General features: G+C 61.3%; 20 protein-coding genes. 12 read left to right on the top strand and 8 right to left on the bottom strand.

Annotation, left to right across the window (positions count from 1 at the left end; all coding sequences use genetic code 11):
• The first annotated feature begins 1 nt into the window (after position 1).
• Positions 2-1,000, top strand: a complete 999-nt coding sequence (locus O5M90_RS15950; protein ID WP_269839517.1) for a relaxase/mobilization nuclease domain-containing protein — start codon at positions 2-4, stop codon at positions 998-1,000.
• Positions 1,001-1,213: 213 nt separating this feature from the next.
• Positions 1,214-2,053, top strand: coding sequence for an HNH endonuclease (locus tag O5M90_RS15945; RefSeq protein ID WP_269839516.1), 840 nt, complete (start codon positions 1,214-1,216; stop codon positions 2,051-2,053).
• Between the two features lie 256 nt (positions 2,054-2,309).
• Here the strand turns inward: O5M90_RS15945 and O5M90_RS15940 are convergent, their stop codons facing one another.
• Complete coding sequence (locus O5M90_RS15940) at positions 2,310-2,798, bottom strand: hypothetical protein (RefSeq protein WP_269839515.1); 489 nt, start codon at positions 2,796-2,798, stop codon at positions 2,310-2,312.
• 3 nt (positions 2,799-2,801) lie between these two features.
• Positions 2,802-3,866 (bottom strand): XRE family transcriptional regulator, encoded by a 1,065-nt coding sequence (locus tag O5M90_RS15935; protein ID WP_269839514.1) that lies wholly within the window; start codon positions 3,864-3,866, stop codon positions 2,802-2,804.
• Positions 3,867-3,982: 116 nt separating this feature from the next.
• On the opposite strand from O5M90_RS15935, the gene O5M90_RS15930 reads away from it, so the two are divergent.
• From O5M90_RS15930 to O5M90_RS15910, 5 genes are all read left to right on the top strand, one after another.
• Positions 3,983-4,216 carry a DUF2188 domain-containing protein gene (locus O5M90_RS15930; protein ID WP_440402163.1) on the top strand — a complete coding sequence of 78 codons (234 nt, stop codon included), beginning with the start codon at positions 3,983-3,985 and terminating at the stop codon, positions 4,214-4,216.
• A gap of 221 nt (positions 4,217-4,437) precedes the next feature.
• A complete protein-coding gene (locus O5M90_RS15925) occupies positions 4,438-4,707 on the top strand; it encodes a multiubiquitin domain-containing protein (protein WP_269839513.1) in 270 nt (89 codons plus the stop codon).
• Between the two features lie 7 nt (positions 4,708-4,714).
• Positions 4,715-5,908: a ThiF family adenylyltransferase gene (locus tag O5M90_RS15920; RefSeq protein ID WP_440402162.1), complete on the top strand. Its 1,194-nt coding sequence runs from the start codon at positions 4,715-4,717 to the stop codon at positions 5,906-5,908.
• Entirely contained in the window at positions 5,905-6,357 is a 453-nt protein-coding gene (locus tag O5M90_RS15915; protein WP_269839509.1) for a DUF6527 family protein, read from the top strand. The genes O5M90_RS15920 and O5M90_RS15915 overlap by 4 nt, the downstream gene beginning before the upstream one ends.
• Before the next feature lie 391 nt (positions 6,358-6,748).
• Positions 6,749-7,849, top strand: coding sequence for a CBS domain-containing protein (locus O5M90_RS15910; RefSeq protein ID WP_269839508.1), 1,101 nt, complete (start codon positions 6,749-6,751; stop codon positions 7,847-7,849).
• 531 nt (positions 7,850-8,380) lie between these two features.
• On the opposite strand, the gene O5M90_RS15905 is transcribed toward O5M90_RS15910, so the two are convergent.
• Positions 8,381-9,130: a hypothetical protein gene (locus O5M90_RS15905; protein WP_269839507.1), complete on the bottom strand. Its 750-nt coding sequence runs from the start codon at positions 9,128-9,130 to the stop codon at positions 8,381-8,383.
• 110 nt (positions 9,131-9,240) lie between these two features.
• On the opposite strand from O5M90_RS15905, the gene O5M90_RS15900 reads away from it, so the two are divergent.
• Positions 9,241-10,842, top strand: a complete 1,602-nt coding sequence (locus O5M90_RS15900) for an ATP-dependent nuclease (RefSeq protein ID WP_269839506.1) — start codon at positions 9,241-9,243, stop codon at positions 10,840-10,842.
• Positions 10,835-11,914 carry a UvrD-helicase domain-containing protein gene (locus O5M90_RS15895; RefSeq protein ID WP_269839505.1) on the top strand — a complete coding sequence of 360 codons (1,080 nt, stop codon included), beginning with the start codon at positions 10,835-10,837 and terminating at the stop codon, positions 11,912-11,914. The genes O5M90_RS15900 and O5M90_RS15895 overlap by 8 nt, the downstream gene beginning before the upstream one ends.
• A 20-nt stretch (positions 11,915-11,934) precedes the next feature.
• On the opposite strand, the gene O5M90_RS15890 is transcribed toward O5M90_RS15895, so the two are convergent.
• Positions 11,935-12,615 (bottom strand): DUF4145 domain-containing protein, encoded by a 681-nt coding sequence (locus O5M90_RS15890; RefSeq protein WP_269839504.1) that lies wholly within the window; start codon positions 12,613-12,615, stop codon positions 11,935-11,937.
• Positions 12,616-13,587: 972 nt separating this feature from the next.
• Between O5M90_RS15890 and O5M90_RS15885 the strand changes: the two genes are divergently transcribed.
• The gene (locus O5M90_RS15885) at positions 13,588-14,232 is read left to right on the top strand and encodes a hypothetical protein (protein ID WP_269839503.1); all 645 of its coding nucleotides are present in this window, start codon (positions 13,588-13,590) and stop codon (positions 14,230-14,232) included.
• A 313-nt stretch (positions 14,233-14,545) separates the two neighbouring features.
• On the opposite strand, the gene O5M90_RS15880 is transcribed toward O5M90_RS15885, so the two are convergent.
• A complete protein-coding gene (locus O5M90_RS15880; protein WP_440402161.1) occupies positions 14,546-14,815 on the bottom strand; it encodes a helix-turn-helix domain-containing protein in 270 nt (89 codons plus the stop codon).
• A 101-nt stretch (positions 14,816-14,916) separates the two neighbouring features.
• On the opposite strand from O5M90_RS15880, the gene O5M90_RS15875 reads away from it, so the two are divergent.
• Positions 14,917-15,405, top strand: coding sequence for an RNA polymerase sigma factor (locus O5M90_RS15875; protein WP_269839502.1), 489 nt, complete (start codon positions 14,917-14,919; stop codon positions 15,403-15,405).
• A 56-nt stretch (positions 15,406-15,461) separates the two neighbouring features.
• Complete coding sequence (locus tag O5M90_RS15870; protein WP_269839501.1) at positions 15,462-16,520, top strand: FecR family protein; 1,059 nt, start codon at positions 15,462-15,464, stop codon at positions 16,518-16,520.
• 210 nt (positions 16,521-16,730) lie between these two features.
• Here the strand turns inward: O5M90_RS15870 and O5M90_RS15865 are convergent, their stop codons facing one another.
• The 3 genes from O5M90_RS15865 to O5M90_RS15855 are packed head-to-tail and all read right to left on the bottom strand — an operon-like array spanning position 16,731 to position 18,438.
• Complete coding sequence (locus tag O5M90_RS15865; RefSeq protein WP_269839500.1) at positions 16,731-17,204, bottom strand: hypothetical protein; 474 nt, start codon at positions 17,202-17,204, stop codon at positions 16,731-16,733.
• Positions 17,204-17,986: a StbB family protein gene (stbB, locus tag O5M90_RS15860; protein ID WP_269839499.1), complete on the bottom strand. Its 783-nt coding sequence runs from the start codon at positions 17,984-17,986 to the stop codon at positions 17,204-17,206. Before stbB ends, O5M90_RS15865 begins: the two co-directional genes overlap by 1 nt.
• Positions 17,983-18,438, bottom strand: coding sequence for a hypothetical protein (locus O5M90_RS15855; RefSeq protein ID WP_269839498.1), 456 nt, complete (start codon positions 18,436-18,438; stop codon positions 17,983-17,985). The genes stbB and O5M90_RS15855 overlap by 4 nt, the downstream gene beginning before the upstream one ends.
• Positions 18,439-18,712 lie beyond the last annotated feature (274 nt).

Below are 18,712 nucleotides of genomic sequence, written 5' to 3'. Positions count from 1 at the left end.
CATGGTGCCCCCGACCTCTTCCTCGGTGATCGATGGTGTGCTGGTGCAATGGGGCGAGCGGCTGTTCTATCCCGGCAACCGCATCGTCAAGGTGGAGCCGCCGCGCTTGAATACCTTGTGGCGTCGCCAGGCTGCCGTGATCCGTCGGCGTATCGAGGCTACCGTGACCCGGCGTGCACCGCAGGTAATGGTCAAGGTGACCGGTGGTGGCCGAGGCATGGGTGCCATCGCGGCCCACTTCCGCTACATCAGCAAGAACGGACAGCTGGCCTTCGAGGACGAGCGGGGCGTGGTTCGACAGGACAAGGAAGCGCTGCATGACCTGGCCGAGCAGTGGCGCTTGGGCGGCTCCCTGATCGAGGAGACCAGCCCTCGCCGGGAGGCCTTCAATCTGATGCTGTCGATGCCACGCGGCACCGATCCGCAGATCGTCCTGATGGCCGCTCGGGAGTTCGCCCAGATCGAGCTGAAGGACCACTTCTATGTGATGGTGCTGCACGAGCACCAGGAGAACCCGCACGTTCATCTGAGCGTGCGGGCCGAGTCCATGGGTGGCAGGCGTCTGAACCCGCGCAAGGCCGATCTGCATCGGTGGCGCGAAACCTTTGCGGAGCGGCTGCGTGGCTACGGCATTGAAGCCGAGGCCACGCGCCAGGCCACCCGAGGGGAGGCGCGCCGCCACGAGCACTTGTGGCAACGCAAGGCCAGGGAGGACGGACGGCTGCGCAGTACCCCCGAATCGATGAAATCAGGCGATGCCTACCTGCGCAGCCGCATGGGCGCGCTGCGGGCTTGGGCTCACATCGTGGCCGCGCTCAGGACCTCGGATCAGGCCGGTGATCGCGAGCTGGCGGAGCGCATCGCCAGCTTCATTCGGGGCTCGACCTTCGCGAAGGAGCACAGCCGAAAACGGGAGCGTGAGGTGCCGGCGCATTCGCGTGTTCGCGATGTTGAGCTGGTCGTCTCCAGAGACGTACCTGGGCCTGAATTCAACCGGTGATCGATCGACTACTGCAGTGCAGCGAGATCGGTCGATCGCCCTGGAGGCACTGATTCACGTTCACGCCCCTCAAGCGGTCATCGGCAGATGTCGACGGCCCTTGCGCCGCGAGCCAGCAGTGAGAATGTGAGCCATGGACCCGTGCGTAAATGGAAAGCGTTCCACAGCTGCCTCCAACCTGTTCCTAACCGCCCAACAACCAAGGATTCATCGATGCCGATCCCAGCTGAAATCACACCAAGAGAGCACCTGCGTGTATTCGACTTGGTGCGAGAAGCGGGAGTCGATGTCAGCGACTGGAAGAACTTCGCCAAGGGCGCGGCGCACGAGGCGTCAAATCCAAAGTATTGCTACGAATGGTCATTCCTTCAGCCAGGCCGCGTTGTAGTGCTCAAGCTGTGGCACGACAAGCTGATCGAGAGCAACGGACATATCGAACAGCATCTAAACCTTATCGCGGATGCACGCAAGGAGCCGACTGGGTCGCGAGTAAAGCGACGCGAGCACATGCGGCAAGCGATCCATATAGCGATCGACGGGAAGCTGCCGATCCGCGTGATCGTCATGAAGGCACGTCCTCCTCGTATCACGAAGACTGGCAAGAAGACGCGCACCGTCGATCATCAGATCCTGGATCCACTCCCATGGGCTGTAGTCAGTGGTGAGGCAAACGGAGGGATCGTTCTTCGCCGTGGTGCGCCAACGGCTCCGTATGTCGACCAGTACGATTGCACCGAAAACGCTGACGCAACCCCGAAGAAGAAGGATGTGCCGGCCGGCTCAGTGTTCGTTCGCGATCCCAGTGTCAGAAGGCGCGTTCTCGCGGTGGCGATGGGACTGTGCGAGCTGTGCAAGCAGCCAGGTTTTCAACTGCCGAACGGAAGCGTCTATTTGGAGACGCACCACGTCATCCCATTGTCCGAAGGTGGCCCCGACAGCGTTGACAACGTCGTGGCGATCTGCCCGAACGACCACCGCGAAGCGCATCACGGCAAGCTGGCGGGGGACATTCGCACGCGGCTGCTCGACGTGATCGGCAAGAGGAGGTCGTAGGAGGTCGACTTGCGCTGGTAGTCAGCGGGAGTTCGCGCGCAGCGGCCGAAGGACAGAACCTGCTGCGGAGCCGACCAAGCATTCAGCACGTCGCTTGCGCAATGGGGCGATAAGCGCCGCGCCATAAGGATGACTCCAAGCAGCCTTGACATGCGCTTCTGTATCGACGGGCAGGCCTGCAGCGGTTGCTGCCATTCGGCTGGACAAGGTGACAGGCTGCTACTGCTCCTTTGCCGACACAGTTCGCTCCGCAAGACTATGGGCTCCACGCAGTCAGGCGTCGCGCCACCTCGTCTTTAGGCAGGCGACATTTCACGCTTGCCGCTATGCCGGACAAACCTTGGTGGAGGGTGCTGCGATCCACGCCCAGGACGGCAAGTTGATCTAGCAACCAGAGAAGGCCGTAGGTCGCGGTCTTCTCTTTCTCCGCTTCGTTGCGGAGATTGCGATCCCCCGTCACCAACGCATGGTCCTGACGCAAGGCCAGGACCAGGGCAAAGCAGTCGGCCAGCGAAAGTACTGAGCGTCGGCGTTTGATGGTTTGGACGAGTTGCAGTTCGGGAGGGTCGAGAGCCAGAACGCCCAGTCCCAATGTCCTCAGATACGGACCGTTTGTGTCCTTGAGTTCGTCCTCGTACAGCAAGTCCGGAACCACCATGCTCAAGCCGCTAGCAAAAGCTGGCACCAGCAGGTTCCCGCGCGCTAAGTCAATGAGCACGGAGGTGTCCGAGACGAGGATGGTCATGGACTACACCCCCTGCCCCATCAGGCGATTCAGATCGCGAACGGTCATGTGGAGCAGTTCGGCCGCCTTGGCCTCGGACAGCGCGTCCTCGGCTACGGCCCGCAAGCAGAGGCGCTCCATGCGTTGTGGGCGCTCCGGCGGTATGTCGTTTGGCTCTTTCGCACCTTGCGCGTTCAAGCCGCGTGCGCGTATCACTCCGAACAACTTCCCGTACGCAGCCTTGGACAACACCTCAAGTTGGGAGCAGCGCACAACAAGGCATGCCACGCTGACCTTGAACAGTCTCTGAAGCTCTGCTAACTCCCCAAGTGATATGAATGTACGGTTCGCGCCAAGCAGTCGCTTCATCATTTCCTTGGCCATCAAGAAGGCACCGGCGAATCGATCGGCTGCCTTCTCTTCTTCCTTGTCGCTCAAACCTACGCACTTCAGCACCAGGTGTGCAAGTTCGTGCGCAAGCGTGAACCTCTGCCGCACGCCGTTGTGCTTGCCGTTGACGACGATTACCGGAACGTTCGGCTGGCCAGGACGTTGCACGAACGCCTTGGAGCCGGACACTTCCTCCGCGAGCTGGATGGCGATGACCTTGATCCCTTTTTGTTCCATCAGTTCCGCCATCTGCGGAATGGGGTCGATGCCGAGCCGCCAAAGCTCTCTCAGCTTGTCCGCCGCCAGTTCTGCATCCTCGACGCGACGAATGTGGAACTCCGGCGCGTCTGGGGCTTCCCATGCTGCGTCCAAGTCTGGCAGCAACTCCTCAAGCTCCAAGTACCTTTCAACACGGTCAAGGACCGCAGCCTCCACGGCGCGCTCTTCCTTCGCGCCCGTGTGAGGTGCCTTGCGGAAATCGATGCCCGTCAGCTCGATCTCACGCGTCGCCAACAGATAGTCAGGTCTTACGTTCAGCGCCTTCCCGAGGGCCAGCAATACCGTGGAACTCGGCATCATCTCGTCTCGCTCGTACTTGCCAATGGCCTGGGCTGACACCAGCCCGTCGATCGCTGCTTCCAGTTCCCGCAGGGAGAAGCCCATGGCATCCCTTGCGCGCTTCAGTCGGTTGCCGATCATGTGTGTGCCTCCAGTTCAATCGATGTACCTCCTTGGGCAATTGCCAACCGGTTTACAGATTGACGGTTCTAATTGTTGTTTGTAAACTTTCCTGCGTCAACCTTCTGGAGGACGACATGAGTAGCCGAAACAACGTTCACGTGGTTCGCCGCGGGCCTCAATGGGGCGCGCTCAGGGAGGGGGGCGAGCGGGCAAGCGGCCTGTTCGACACCCAGGCCCAGGCGATCGATGCCGCCCGCCAGATGGCGCGGCAGGGCCAAGGGGAGTTGCTGATCCATGGGGAAAACGGGCGCATCCGCGCCCGGGACTCCTACGGCAACGATCCTTGTCCGCCCAAGGACAAGGCCTGACCCGCTACGTGTAATTTCAACGAGACAGGAAGGAGCAAAACATGAAGCACCAATAGAAAACAGCCGAGTACGAAATCGCACTCGGCTGTCGGGTGAACGAGCGCTACGCAACTCGTCCAGGTTTGGCGACCACGATTCTCCGTAGCGATCCACCCTTCGTCAAGTGCGTCCAACCCGCTGGCTGAGCCGGCGGACGGCCCCCGCATTTTTCGGAGATTCCGATGGATACCCTTGATCAAGCGGCCCCTGCGGCCAAACCCAACCCCAAGCGCCACGACATCGTCGTCAACGGCAAGCCCCGCCAGGTCGAAGGACCGCTCATCACGTATGACGAGGCGGTACGCCTTGCCTATCCTGAGGGCCCGTTCGACATCATCTACACCGTCGCATACACGAACCCCAACGGGCATGACGGTACGCTGGCGCCCGGCCAGAAGACGCCCGTCCACGACGGCATGGAGTTCCGTGTCCGCCGTACCAACCGCAGCTGAGGCGGCCATGCAACGGCTCCTCAACGACGGCTTCGAGGCCGAGGTGCGACAGCAGCATCTCCTGGTGCATTCGGTGCCCTACGTGAACGCTAAGCGAGAAGTTCATCTGGGCATGTTGGTGTGCAAGTACGTCGAGGACGCCGGGGCCATTCTCCCGCCCACCGCGCCTGGTGACGATCACCAGGTCTGGTGGGTGGGGGGATTCCCCTGCCGATCTGATGGGACACCCTTGACGGAACTGGTCGCTGAGACGCGGCCGCAAGAGTTCCACGTGTTCGAAGGGTGCGTCGCGCAGCATCGCTTCTCTAACAAGCCTGAGGAGTTCTCGAGCAGCGGCTTTCCGAATCACTACGAGAAGATCACGCACTACGTGACCCTGATTGAGAGCCAGGCGAGAGCCCTCGACGGTGATGCGGACGCACGCACCAGGCGGATCATCGAGCCCCGCGAAGAGGAATCGGTTTTTCGCTACGCCGACACGTCGAGCGTCCGCGCCGAAATCGTCGCGACGTCGGCCCGGCTGAAGCTGCGGAAGGTCGCGATCGTCGGGCTCGGTGGCACGGGGGGATACGTGCTGGATCAGGTGGCCAAGACGCCGGTATGGCAGATCGACCTTTTCGATGGCGACGTGTTCAAGCAGCACAACGCATTTCGTGCCCCCGCCGCTGCGACGAAGGAAGTCCTGCGTGAGCGGCTGAAGAAGGTGGACTACTACGTCCGTCTCTACGATCCGATGCGCAGGGGGCTGGTCCCACATCCCTACTGCCTCGACGACGACAACGTCGCCGAGCTGGCTGGCTTTGACTTCGTGTTTGTATGCGTTGACCGCGGCGACGCGCGGAAAACTGTGTGCGAGTACCTGGCGGGACAGGGCATTCCGTTCATCGACGTCGGTATGGATGTCGTGATGGACCCTCGGACGCTCGAGCTCGACGGCACCTGCCGTGTGACGACCATCACTCCTGACGCGAATGAGCACCTTGCACGGTCCATTCCGATGGACCCCGACAACGGCGATGCGCTCTATCGGCAGAACATCCAGGTGGCCGATTTGAACGCCTTGAACGCTCAGCTCGCCGTGATCAAGTGGAAGCAGCTTTTTGGCTTCTATGAGGACGTCGCGCGTTCGTGCCATACCGCGTACACCGTTGCCACGCAGTCCCTCACGCGTGGCGAGACCGGCAAGGAGGGCTCGCAGTGATAGCTGCCAGGATCAGACCGAGCTTCGTCGAGTTCATTCCTGACGATCTTGAGGAAGGGGTGCTGTACATCAGCGACCGCTACAAGACTTGCTCACACAAGTGCTGCTGCGGATGCGGTGAAGAGGTGGTCACCCCTTTGTCCCCCGCAGAGTGGGGGCTTACGCGCGAAGGAGAGGTGGTGTCGTTGTGGCCGTCGATCGGCAACTGGGACTATGCGTGCCGATCGCACTACATCATCGAGCGCAATCAGGTACGTTGGGCCGCCCCAATGAGTGCTAGGCAGATCGCAAGCGTTCAGCGGCGAGATGCCGCCGACCTTCGGCGCACGGTGTCGCTAAGCAATGCAGCCAAAGGTGCCGCTGATCCGGTCATGGAGACCAGCATGGCGCAGTCTGTTAATTGGTGGCAACGCCTCATCAGGTGGATGTTTGGCGGCGGCGACATCTAAGGGGGCGAAAGCTCTGGGCCGCTCATCCCACCGTTTTCCGAGCAGAGGCGGAGCGGCCACTGGGCAAGCTATGGCGGCTTGAGCCTGATAGCAGTTGTTCCGTGCGTGGTCTACGAACGACTGCCTTCAGCCGAGACTGTGTGAGAACGCGCGCTCAATCTGAGGTCAACAAGGCATTGGATCCGATGCAGAGGGCCTCACCATCTCCCTTCCCTGAGCTCCATATAGAGCTATCAGAGTAGCCGTTCGAGAGTATGCGACTATTTGTCCGACTCGGATTCCAACTTGATCCTGTGGCGGCGGCGAATACACACTGCCGGTCACAAGCAGCCGGTTACGCCAGACGGCTTTCGAGTAGGCTTCACAGGGAGGCCATTTACAGGCACAACGTATGGAACTTGAAGCAAGGAACCGCCTGTTGGGCGAAATCGCTGAGACCCTTCGAAACGGCCGAACGCCAGAGGCAATTTCTGTGCGAGAACTGATCGGATGGTTCGATGCACTTCGTCGCGGCACTAACGTCAATTGGCACATCCGTCGCTCTCTCGAGCAGGCAGGTCTACTGACCGTGCCGGACTTCGAGGGCTCACACATTGACGGTCGCGTTCAGTTCGCCTTACCGCCGTTACCACCGCAAGCCGAGGCTCAGCAAGAAGCGCAGCCCGAACCAAGGCCAGACGACCAAGCGCCAGAGCCGCCGCAACCGCTGGAGCCAGAGTCGGCTCAGTTTGTGGGTGGAGCCGGTGTGGAGCCTGCCTATCGCGTCAGTCGACTTCTCGATCCACGTTTGAGGCTTGTCATCGTCGGGCCAGATGCTCCGCTTGAGCAAGCAGTGACACTCATGCTTCGACATGACTACTCGCAGCTTCCGGTGATGACGAATGAACGTGATGTACGGGGTGTCGTGAGCTGGGACAGCATCGGGCCTGCAATGACATTGGGGCAGCCTGCGCCTCAATTCGTGCGCGAATGCATGCGGCCGCATGTTGAAGTCAAGGATACGGATTCGCTCTTCCAAGTCATCAATCGAATCATTGAGAGTTCGTATGTGCTTGTTCGCAATGAGCAGCGGGTGATAACAGGCATCTTGACTACCACCGATTTGAGTCAGCAGTTTCAGGATCTGGCCGAACCGTTTCTTCTGATAGGCGAGATCGAGAATCACATCCGCTCGCTGATTGATGGCCGATTCACGCAACCGCAATTGGCTGCTGTTCGAAACGAGAACGATCCTGACAGACTCATCGAGTCAGTGGCTGACCTGACCCTTGGCGAGCACATCCGCTTGATTGAGAACCCCGAGAACTGGACAAGGCTTGGACTTAGAGCAGATCGAGCGGTATTTGTGAAAGAGCTTGATGTGGTTCGTCAGCTAAGAAATGACGTGATGCACTTCGACTCTGACCGCATCACTGACGTTGAGCGTTCGTCGCTACGAAACTTCGTCCAGTTCGTCCATCAGTTAAAGGCACGGCAAGTACCGCCACAGTGATGCCTAACTCAAGTGTTGACTGGCAGATTTCTGGCTGCGAGATTGTGATCTGCTAGCTCCGCAGCGGCTCCTGAGTGCCAGTCCGGCGGCATCAGCAGCGGTCATTGATGGCCTCCACCCCGGTCCTTTGTAGCGCTGCGCAGCTCGACCTGTTGTTGAACGGCCGGTTTGGGATTCACACCGGCCGCACATTGCCGGCCGGCCCCACTGACCGCTTGTTGCGACCGCCGACGTTCGTCATTCATCAGCGAGTGTCTCTGAGCAGCCTTGGGCTGCCGACCAAGTCCGGACTTCGGCTTCGCAGCGATTGCTGTCTCCGTGGCAAGACGTCGAGTGCACGGTTGTCGCTGGAAGCGGCCATGCGTGCATCGTCGACATGTCTTCGGCGCTGATCGCTGCAAGGGGAAAGCAGTCATTCAAGCTGCCCGGCCGCCGCTCACCGAGCGAATCCTCAAGGGTGTGACAGCTCTATGCACGGGCAGAAGGTGCTTTCTGCATGAGAGGTAGTACAAGTAGGTCGAGCCGCGAGCGCTATGGGCGTGCCGTAGTCAGCTCGATGATTTCTCTGCCGAGATTGCGCAGGATGAATACCCTGGCAAAGCGCGTCGTGAAGGCCGCCACCTTGACCTGTTCCGCGCTGTTGAACCAGGTCGACATGGTCCGGCTGTCGGTGACGATCACCAGCCAAGCCTCGTCGCACTGACGCATGTACGCGTCGATGTTGCCATCCTTGGTGTCGATGACCGCGCGAACGTTGTCCGGCGTCAGCGGCTCTGCCCATGTTGAACCTGCAGTGCCGAAGAAGCTCTCGGTCAGGCCTTCGAAGCGCGCCACCCGGATGTAGTCGACCTCCTCGGGAAAGTACTCGCGGTTGACCCAGTCGTATTGCTCGCGCCTCGCAAGCGTGCCTTCGGGCGGGATGTTGCGCGCGGCTAATGAGGCGATCTTGGCAGCCAGGGGCTCAATGTCCGTGCGACGATAGGACAAGTCCTTCAGGTGGACGCAGCAGTCGATGGGCGGTACACCTTTGCCGTCGTACAGCGCCTTTGCGCGCTGCACGATCTGGTCGCGAATGGCCTCCCGGCCTTGCATGGGAACGGGCTGGCTGTCATTGGCGCGGTGCAGTTCGGTGATCTCGATCCCGATGACACGGTCGGCCGTTTTGACCAAGAAATCCGGCTGTTCGCGCTCGTCGATGGCACCCGGCGGAAAGTCAGTGAGGAGGTCACGGACCCGGTCGAGGTATAGGCGTTCGAGGTCCTTCTTGGCTTGGCGGGTCATGCAGGGGTGGTGAGTGGGAAATCCAACAGTGTCTCCACTGGCTCGAGTGTCTGCACAGCTACATGCCGCAAAATTGCCTGACGCACCACGTCGAGTGCAAGGGAGGAAATGTGATCAAGAAGATTCGCGTTCGGGGCTATCGGATTCACCGAGATCTGACCATCGTTCCAAATGCCAAGCTCAACCTCATCGTCGGCGCCAACGAATCTGGCAAGTCCACCCTCATCGAAGCCATCGTCCTGGCGTTAACCGGCCGGATCAACGGTCGCAGTGCTGCCGAGGAGTTGAACCCCCACTGGTTCAATGCCGACGGTGTTGCCGAGTTCATCGCTGAGAAGGCGAAAGGCAAGCTGCCTCGACTGCCTGAGATCGATATCGAAATCTTCCTGGCTGATGTGCCAGAGCTTCAGGAACTGTGTGGCGCTCACAACTCCAGCGTTCCCACCGAGGCCACCCCGGGCGTCCGACTTCGCTGCTTCCCCAACAAGGAGTACTGGTCAGAGCTGCAGGCATGGGCGGCGAAGCCGACAATCCTTCTGCCTGTCGAGTACTACTGCGTTGAGTGGACGTCATTCGCCGACCAGAAACTGAACATGCGGCCTCGAGCGTTGACCACCGCGGTGATCGACGCACGAACGGTTCGAAGCTCCGGCGGCATCGACTTCCACCTCCGTCAGATCCTAGGAAGCCAGCTAGAACCTCACGAGCGCGCCAGCATTTCCCTTCAATACCGTGAAGCCAAGGCGGCCCTTTCAGATTCCGCCTTCAAAACGGTCAATGACCGCATCAGCCAGATCCACGCGTCACTTCACGCGCAACCCATCGCGCTCGCGATGGACCAGACCGCCAGAACCTCTTGGGAGGAGTCCGTGTCGCCGCACGTCGCTGGCGTTCCGTTCACCATGGCTGGTCAGGGTCAGCAGTCGGCTATCAAGATCGCGCTGGCTATGAACCGGCACGCCGGCCGATCCAAGTACATCACCATCGAAGAGCCGGAAAACCATCTGAGCCATACGAGTCTGGCAACGCTGTTGCACAGGATGTCGGCGCTGGCCAGCGACGATCAACAGCTCTTCATAACCACGCACAGTTCAAGCGTCCTGAACCGGCTGGGCGTGGAGGCACTTCAGCTCCTCGGTCCCAAGGCGCCTGTCAAACTCAACGAGCTGAGTCCTGAAACCGTGGAGTACTTCAAGAAGCTGCCCGGCTTCGATACCTTGCGCCTCGTCCTGGCCGACAAGATCGTCCTGGTCGAGGGGCCCTCCGACGAGATCATTTTCGAACGGGTTTTCAAGGATCTGCACGGCAAGCGTCCGATCGAGTGCGGAATCGATGTTGTCAGCATGCGCGGACTGTCGCTAGCACGCGGGCTTGAGCTGTGCCATAGGCTGGGCAAGCGTGTGGCGGCGATGCGCGACAACGACGGCATTGAACCTGCAGAGCTGCGAAAGCCGCTCACCCAATGGCTTGCCGCGGGGCAACGCGAGGTGTTCATCGGCGACGTGCTCCATGGAAAAACGCTGGAACCTCAGTTGATCCACCACTGCGGTGAGGCCCATCTGCGCACCATGCTTGGCATCACAGCCAATGCTGATATCTCGACCTGGATGAGCCGCGAGAAAACGGAGGCCGCACTGCGCATAGCCATGTCAGCGCATGCGCTGACGCCGCCGGCGTACATGCTCCAGGCGGCCAAGTTCATATATGGCTAAGCGCGTCACGCTGGCGGTGGCGGGATCGCGCAAGACCCAGAGCATCGTCGAGCATTGTTCGACGTTGCCGAAGAATCGGCGCGTCGTCATATTGACGTACACCCAGAAGAACCAGCAGGAACTGGAAGAGCGCCTCAGTCGCTACGCGGGCGACTATCTGAACGTGGAGGTACTGGGTTGGTTTACCTTCCTCCTCAGGCATTTTGCTAAGCCATTTCTTCCGTTCAAGTTCGGTGGAGAACGTGTGCTCGGCTTCAACTTCGACGGCAGGCCCTTCCGCATGGCCAAAGGCAAGGCGCGGTTCCTCGACAGTGGCGGAGCCGTCTATAGGTCGGAACTGGGACGATTGGCATCCGAGTTGATCGGCGATAGCCGCGGTGCTCTCATGCGCAGGCTCGAAGGCATCTATGACGAGATTCTGATCGACGAAGTACAGGATCTGAGCGCGCACGACTGGGACATCATCGATGCGCTTTTGACGTCCAAGCTCGACATCTGGATGGTTGGAGACATCCGGCAATCCGTACTGGCCACCAACGACCGGAGCACGAAGAACAGGCAATACGCCTATGCCGACGCCATCAAATGGTTTCGCAGTCGCGAGAAGCGTGGTCTGGTCACCATCGACGAGAGTTCGGTGACTTGGCGGTGTCATCCGAAGATTGCTGCGTTTTCGGACCTCATATTCGACACCTCATGGGCCTTCCCAAGCACGACATCGATGAACGAGACGAACACCGGGCACGATGGCGTGTTCCTTCTTCGGGCAGAGCACGTTGACGCCTACATGGCCGCGTTCAAGCCGCAGAGCCTGCGGCACGCAGTGTCATCGGCGAAGACGCTGCAGCTGGATTTCATGAATTTCAGGGTAGCCAAGGGGGCGACGTTTCAACGCGTGCTGATCGCACCCACTTCGAACATATCTGAGTTCATTCGTCGTGGAACCTGCATGGAGCCGCTTGCCGCGTCCATCTTCTATGTGGCTGTCACGCGCGCTGAGCAAAGTGTCGCAATCGTCTTGGACGACCCAGGCGCCTCAACGCTGCCCTACTGGACTCCGCCCACGCAATAGCCATGCGCTGCCACAAGTCTCTATGACTTGTTGGCTGGTGCCGCCGCCGGTTTTGTCCTAGGCGGCACCTTGAGCTTCTTCGCCTTCGCCGTCGTCGCATAGATGGACTCAAGCACGTTCTCAAGGATGTCCATAACCACGTTGACGTCCGCTGCGGTCGGTTGATAGCCCCGATGCGTCGTAGCGTGCCCGGCCTCAATTAGCGGGCCTAGAGCATCCAATTGAATCTTGCTGATAAAGCCACCCTCAAGGAACTTCTCTAGATTCTTGACGAAGCTGCCGTTATCGCTGACTTTCTCGACCATGACGAACTCGAGCAGGGAGCGGACGCCTAGCATTGTCAGCCACCAGTTCTGTGCTCCTATGCCGGTGTAAAGCTCTTGCAAGAGCTTGTACTTGCTCTGCTCACCAAGAAAGTCTTCGAGGAACAGTTCATGCAACCATGGCGGTCTGCGACGAGTCAGGGCAGGTGGATATTGGTCAACCATGTCCCCTTGGCCATTGATCGACCAAGACGTTTGCATCGTGACGTACTCGCAGCCATCGCACTCAGCGAGTATGTAGACAGTTTCTTCAACATCGAAGTCGTCTTCGTGAGTCTCCGTCACGTCCTGCTTAGTGATCGTATAGAGCACCGTGTGCTTCGTCTTTCGCAAGCACAGGTTGCAGTGCCACTTAACCTTCTCTGCCGGCTCAGCCATGGCTTCCTCCCGCGGCCGATTCTGCCGCAGGCAGGTATCGGTTGTTCACGCAGGGGATGCTTGCATCTCGGTCGAACAACGGCTTCCGCGATGAGGCCGCCGGCGAAGCCAGCGGAGTTCAACGGCTGCTTTTGGCAGGAGCGGTCGCTCGGACGCTGAAGCGCGAACGACTCAGATCAGCCTGATGCTGAAGTTCAGCGGACTTCGGCTCTGCAGCGAGAGCGGCCCGTCGCCCTCTCGCGACCAACTCACGCCGAGTGACATTAACCGGTTGCTCGGCTCGAACGCCACTGGCAGCGAGACGGGTATCGCGCACTACCACGGAAAGCGTGGCCTTGTCACGTCCGCAGAAGTTGCACGTCGGCGCAATGAACAGATCATGTGCGGGGTGCATCCCTTTTTTAACCTGTCCCAGTGGACTTCATCTGCAAGAACCAGCTGAGGTGTGCCGTCGATGTGGCACCGCTTCACATGCAACACTTCGTGGCGGACAGCCCCGTCGGGGAAGTAACCATTGGTGTGCGCTTGAAGCCACACCTCCCGTGAACGAACAACGACCTCCAGGTTTCCTTCGCCGAATAGTCCCCCGCTGTTCAACTCACGATCGGGCGCCACCACGATGGGAACGCCGGCCTCTGCCTCGACTACATGGATGAGGTTCCGGATGGACGCGCTCACACGGTCAATGTATTCGGGCTGCATACAGACCTATTTCCAACACAAGAGGTTAAGTTTTGGCTCTGTTGGTCGCCTTTAAGTCAGGTGAATGTGTATCGGTAAGACTTGATGCATGAAAAGCTCTGGACTCTTAGATGCGCATGGACGCTGTGGAGTGAAGGCGATTTGGGGTTTCGCATGGCTCTCTCCTGGGCGCGCTCGCTGAGAATTTCTTACCCCAAAGATTGGTCTGGAGCAGCGGTCGCCAGATATCAACTTGAAAGATGGAAGTACTAGACGCAATCAAGCAGGAAAATGAAGAAGCTCCAAGGAATCACCGAATCAATATGGGCAGGGTTGCCTGAAGACAATCGCGTTTCGTGGAAGATGCTTTCGCGCCTTGTCGCGCTCGTAGGGGCATTCTTCGTCCACAAGACCGGTGTAACCATCTTAGATTGGGTGATCGGCGCGATGACTGCTGGGCTGTTGCTCATCTTTATCGAGTCGCAACGCTCGTACACCAAGCTTAGTCCGAAGTACAGAAAGCGAGTTGTTCGGGTAGGCGTAGCGCTGGGAACTTCGAGCATTGTTCTACTTGGCCTCGCCTACTTCCTACAGGCAGGGCTCATCGCGGCCGCACCTGTCTTTTCAAACAGCGTGCTACCTGGTCTGGACACGACGTCACCGACTCTTGAACAAGCACTGCCGGCTCTGCTCTTCCTCGTCGCCGTGCCGTTAGCGCTCGTCAGAGTGTTCCGGCATCTACAGTTCGAGGATTTGATCTACCAGATGCCCAAGCGTGGGCTCACGAAGCTTCTCGTTCGCAAGCAGCCAAAAGCACAGTCCTTTTCACAGTTCGCGCTGATCGAATTGACGGCCATGCTGTTCTGTTTGCTCTATGCATCGACACTGGCCGAGCTCCTCAGCGGATTCATCAAGCTATTTGAGTTTTTCGCATAGCCTAGCTGATGTCTAGGGGGAAATGGTCAGCTTGGGGTTGACTGTCTGGCGCGGCAAACGGGATCGATCGTTCGTGCCGGCAAGATGCTTGCGCCGCTGTCGCTCAACCGGCTCCGGGCGCGAAGCCCCCGGTAGGGGTCTGCGGCGCCCAATGACCGGCATTCGCGGATGCTGCCGCTCGGGCGTCGGCCGGCGAATGACTCAGATCAGCCTTGAGCCGACGGTCGATGTGGCAGAAGAGGGCGCATCTGCAGTCGGTTTCGCACGACCCGTAACTTTGAGGATCTCGCCTACGCGACTTCAAGACGCAGCGCTAAGTACCCGGCGCAGAGGCGCGTTCTTGTTTCAGGCGTTTTGCAATGGCTCGGACCATCTCGCCTGGATCTGTTTCGAGCGCATCCGCAAGCCGAAGCAACACTGCAAGTGAGGGCTGCGTATCAGCGACCTCAAGCCTCGCAATAAAAGACCTATGTACGTCAGCACGGTGAGCCAGTTCTTCTTGGCTGATCTCAATGCGGGCGCGGCGGGCCTTTATCTCGGCCGCCGCTGCTTTCAATACGTTTTGATCCTGGGCTTTGCGCACCCTCCGAAATGTCGATTTTCAGGCGCATATATGCACCCGCATAAATGGTACATTTGAGGCGACTTTGCAGAGCAAGGTGGTTTACACATGGAGGGTTCACCATGAAGAAGCATCTACCCCCGGTCTTCGCACGCGTCCGAAACGCCCTGCGGCGGCGCGGCAGCTCGACTCAGGATTCCGAAGACATCGTCCAGGAAGCCTGGGTGCGGCTGACCCACTACGAGCGGGAGCGGGAGGCGGTGGCCGATCCCGAACCCTTCATGATGCGCATTGCGTTGAACCTGTCGATCGATGCGCACCGCATGCGGGTCCATCACGGCGAGGAGGTGCTGGCTGAGGAAGTCGTGCTGGCCGACACGGCACCGAGCGTCGAGGCGGTGGTGCTGGGGCGTGAACGCCTGGCGCGGCTGCACTACTGCTTGGGGCGCCTGACCGAGAGGAGCCGGGACATCTTCCTGGCCCACCGCCTGGACGGGCTGACCTACCGGGAGATCGCCGATCAGCACGGCCTGAGCATCAGCACGGTGGAGAAGCACATCGCCAAAGTTACGATGCAACTCATCACCGGGATGCAGGACTGGCGAACGTGATTGGCGCAGAGGGGCGGGACGGGCAGGGGGAAAAAAGACAAGGGTCCGAGCCCGTCGTGACGCGAGAGATCGCGGCCGAGGCGGCGGTCTGGATCGCCCGGCTGCACGGGCCGGATCGATCGAATCACATGGAACGCGAATGCCGCGCCTGGCAGGCGAAGTCGGCGGCACACCGGCTGGCCTTCGAGCGCGGGACGGATCTGTGGATGGAAGCGGCGGGCGTTGACCGTGCCGCCGTGGCTCGGGCAGCGGCGGCCAGCAGGCCTGAGGGCCAAGGTGGGCAAGGGCAGGGCGCCGGCCCCGCGAATGCTGGCACCAGGGGATGGGGCTGGCCGCGCCCCTGGGCGCTCGCGCTGTCGCTCACCGCGACGGTCCTCGTGGTCGCTGTGCTGGTGGGCCAGCCCTGGCGCGACATCGACAGCTATGACACCGGCATCGGCGAGCAGCGCTTGGTGATCCTGAAGGACGGCACCCGGATGTCGCTGAACACCTCGACCCGGGTGCAGGTGGAACTCAGCCAGACCCAGCGCCGCGTGCGCGTGGAAGGCGGAGAGGCGTTCTTCGAGGTCGCCAAGGATGCAAGCCGGCCTTTTGTTGTGCAGGCCGCCGGCACGGAAGTCACCGCCACCGGGACGGCCTTCGTGGTGAGGCTGACACCGCCAGGTGCAGGTGCGAGTCAGTCGCTCGACGTCACGCTGGTGGAAGGCCAGGTGGTGGTGCGCGAGGCCGAGCGACGCGCCGACACGCCCAAGATCGTGCCGCCCATCGTGATGGCGGCCGGCGAGCGGCTGCGCGTGCGAGGCGATCAAGGTCCTGGTGGCAACGCTTCGAAGGCAACACCCACACAGCCCCAGAGAGACCGGCCGCGCATGGACCAGGTGCTGGCCTGGAAGCGCGGCGAGGCGGTCTTCGACAACGCGTCGCTGCCGCAAGCGCTGGCCGAGATGAACCGCTACAGCACGACGCCCATCATGGCGGACCCCAGCCTGGCGGCGCTGCGGATCAGCGGCCTTTTCAAGACCGGTGACAGTGCTGGCTTTGCGCAAGCGGTGGCCACCTTGCACGACTTGCGGGTGCGAGAACTTCCGGATCGGCTGGAACTGCTGCCGAGGTAGTCCAGGCGGCCCGTACCCGTGCCAGGGGAGCGCGGGCCTCATCCTTCCCGCTGGCGCGGCAAGGGCCCGCTTGCCGAACTGGCTTGCCAGATCGGCACCCCTGGCACCCGCCACGCCCGAAGCCGGGCCGCCTGGGGACGGATCGCCTTGGCTCGACCGTCGCGCCACGCTTGGGCGCGTGTCACGCCGGTCGCAGAATCGCCGGGGCATTCACCGCCCCAGCCATTGCACCAGGATCGTGAGCATGGAGGCCAGGGCGGCGGCCGACGCATGCGTTGCCCAGGGGACCCAGCGCTCGGCGCGTTCCTGGGTCAGCTGGTGGAGGAGGCCCCGCAGGTTGTTCAGGACGACCTGTTGTTCCCGCATGGTGGCGCCGATCTGGTCCTGGAAGACCCGGTGTGCCGCCTCAATCAGCGCCGCGCACTGCCGCCCCAACATCTGCTGCGCGGAGGCGCTCATCTGTGCCTCCAGGTGTTGGACGGCCTGAGTCTTGGTGCGCTCCGTGATGGCGGCCAAACGGGCTTCGAAGCCGGCCAGGGTCTGGTGCAGCTGGGCGTCGCTTTTGCGCAAGGCCTGGCCGGTCTTCAGCATCTCCGGTGCCAAGGCTTCGACCTGGTTGATCAGTCGGGCCACTTCGCCGATGGCCTCGATGATCAGCGCCTCGCGGGCGGTGGACGTGCCCATCATGCCCTCGGCCGTGCTGATGCCGAGCGGGGTCGGCGAGAGGCGAACAGGTCCACCTGGTCGCTCGGTGCCTGTTGTCCCAACTCCATGAGTTCCAGCGCAGCGAAGCAGGCGTCAAGCTCCGGGACGACGCCCTGGGCGAGTCGCTGGGTGGCGAGCTTTTGCACGAGCGCCATCTGCTCTGCCGGGCTGCCAGCACTGACGATGGCGGCTTTGTAGTCGGTGGGGTCGGCTGCCAGCTCGATCAAGGAGCAGTCGGTGCCCCGCACCCGCGCATACACCTCGTTATAGGGCAGGCAGGCGGCCAGGCGTGGCTGCACGACACCTGAGGCGGCGCAGTAGGCTAGCAGGGTCTCGAAGACCCGCTCGACCGGCTCGTCTTCCTCCAGCCGGTTGAAGACCAGCCGCAGCCGCTCAGGGGGCACGCCGATGCGGGCCAGCTCCGCCAGCGTCGCAGCGGTGTCCTGCTGCTGCTTGCGGTCGGGCACAGTGGGCACGATGAAGGCGTCGAAGTCGGTGTGGCTGCCGTGATAGCGGCGCATCACACCCAGCAGTTCCTCGACATTGCTGGCGCCGACATCGACGACCAGGTCGGGCACCGTCAGCAGGGCGTCCTGCAGTTGGGCGAACTCACGGCCCCGGATCGTGATCGAGGGGCTGTCCTGGGCATTGATGCTCTCGACGGCGATGACCTGGCAGCCGGGGATGCGTGCGGCCAGGAGGTGGCGGGCGACGGTGCTCTTGCCGACGTTGCCCGAGAAGTTGATGACAGCGAGTTTCATGGGTTGTCCTTGTGGGGATGTAGCAGGCGGCTGGGATTGGCGGTGAAGAAGGCTTCGGCGGCGGCGCGGGTGTGCTCGACGAGCGGTGCGGCGGGCTTGCCTTCATCTGGCGGCGGGGTCCCAGGCGGCGCGCGCGGGAGCGGCGCCACCTGAGAAGGCCGCATGGGCGAGCCGGCCGCAGACGGCGAGTGGAAGGGTGAAGGTGAGGGCACCGCGTCGGCGGGCGCCACCGGCGTGCGCTGCTGGGGCAAGGGGACCTGGGGTGTGCGTTGGCGCAGCCGGCGCACCTCGCGGCGCAGGGCGCTGGTGCTCACCGTGATGCCTACATCGGCCAGCGCTTCGCGGATCGCCTCGTAGGTGTAGCCAGCGCTGCGAAGCCGGGCAATGTCGGCGCTGTAGCGGGCGGCTTTACGGTCGGTGCGACCGGGTGGGCGTTTGGGTTGCAGTTCCACGGCAGGGCCTCGCGGTGGTGGTGCAACAAACTTAGGCGCGGTGGGGGCGCGCTCGCGTGCTGATTTTTGCGATTAATCAGCGGCTTTGCGGCGGCTTTGGAGTGGCTGAAAGGCTGGTGTGCGGCGAAGGCGTCGGCTTTGCGGCGGATGGGCGTCGGGTCCCCGTCGGCTCGGTCGCCTTGCGGGCGCCTAGGGGGCGGCTGTGCGTTGCCTTTGCGGCGGAAAAGTGGCCCTCAAGCCGAATCAATGCATTTCAAAAGACACCTATTGCAGG

It is taken from the genome of Paucibacter sp. M5-1 (assembly GCF_027498415.2).
In the GTDB taxonomy this organism is placed as follows: domain Bacteria; phylum Pseudomonadota; class Gammaproteobacteria; order Burkholderiales; family Burkholderiaceae_C; genus Roseateles_E.
The sequence above is the reverse complement of the archived record's forward strand: the minus strand, read 5'-3'. Positions and strand labels throughout refer to the sequence as shown.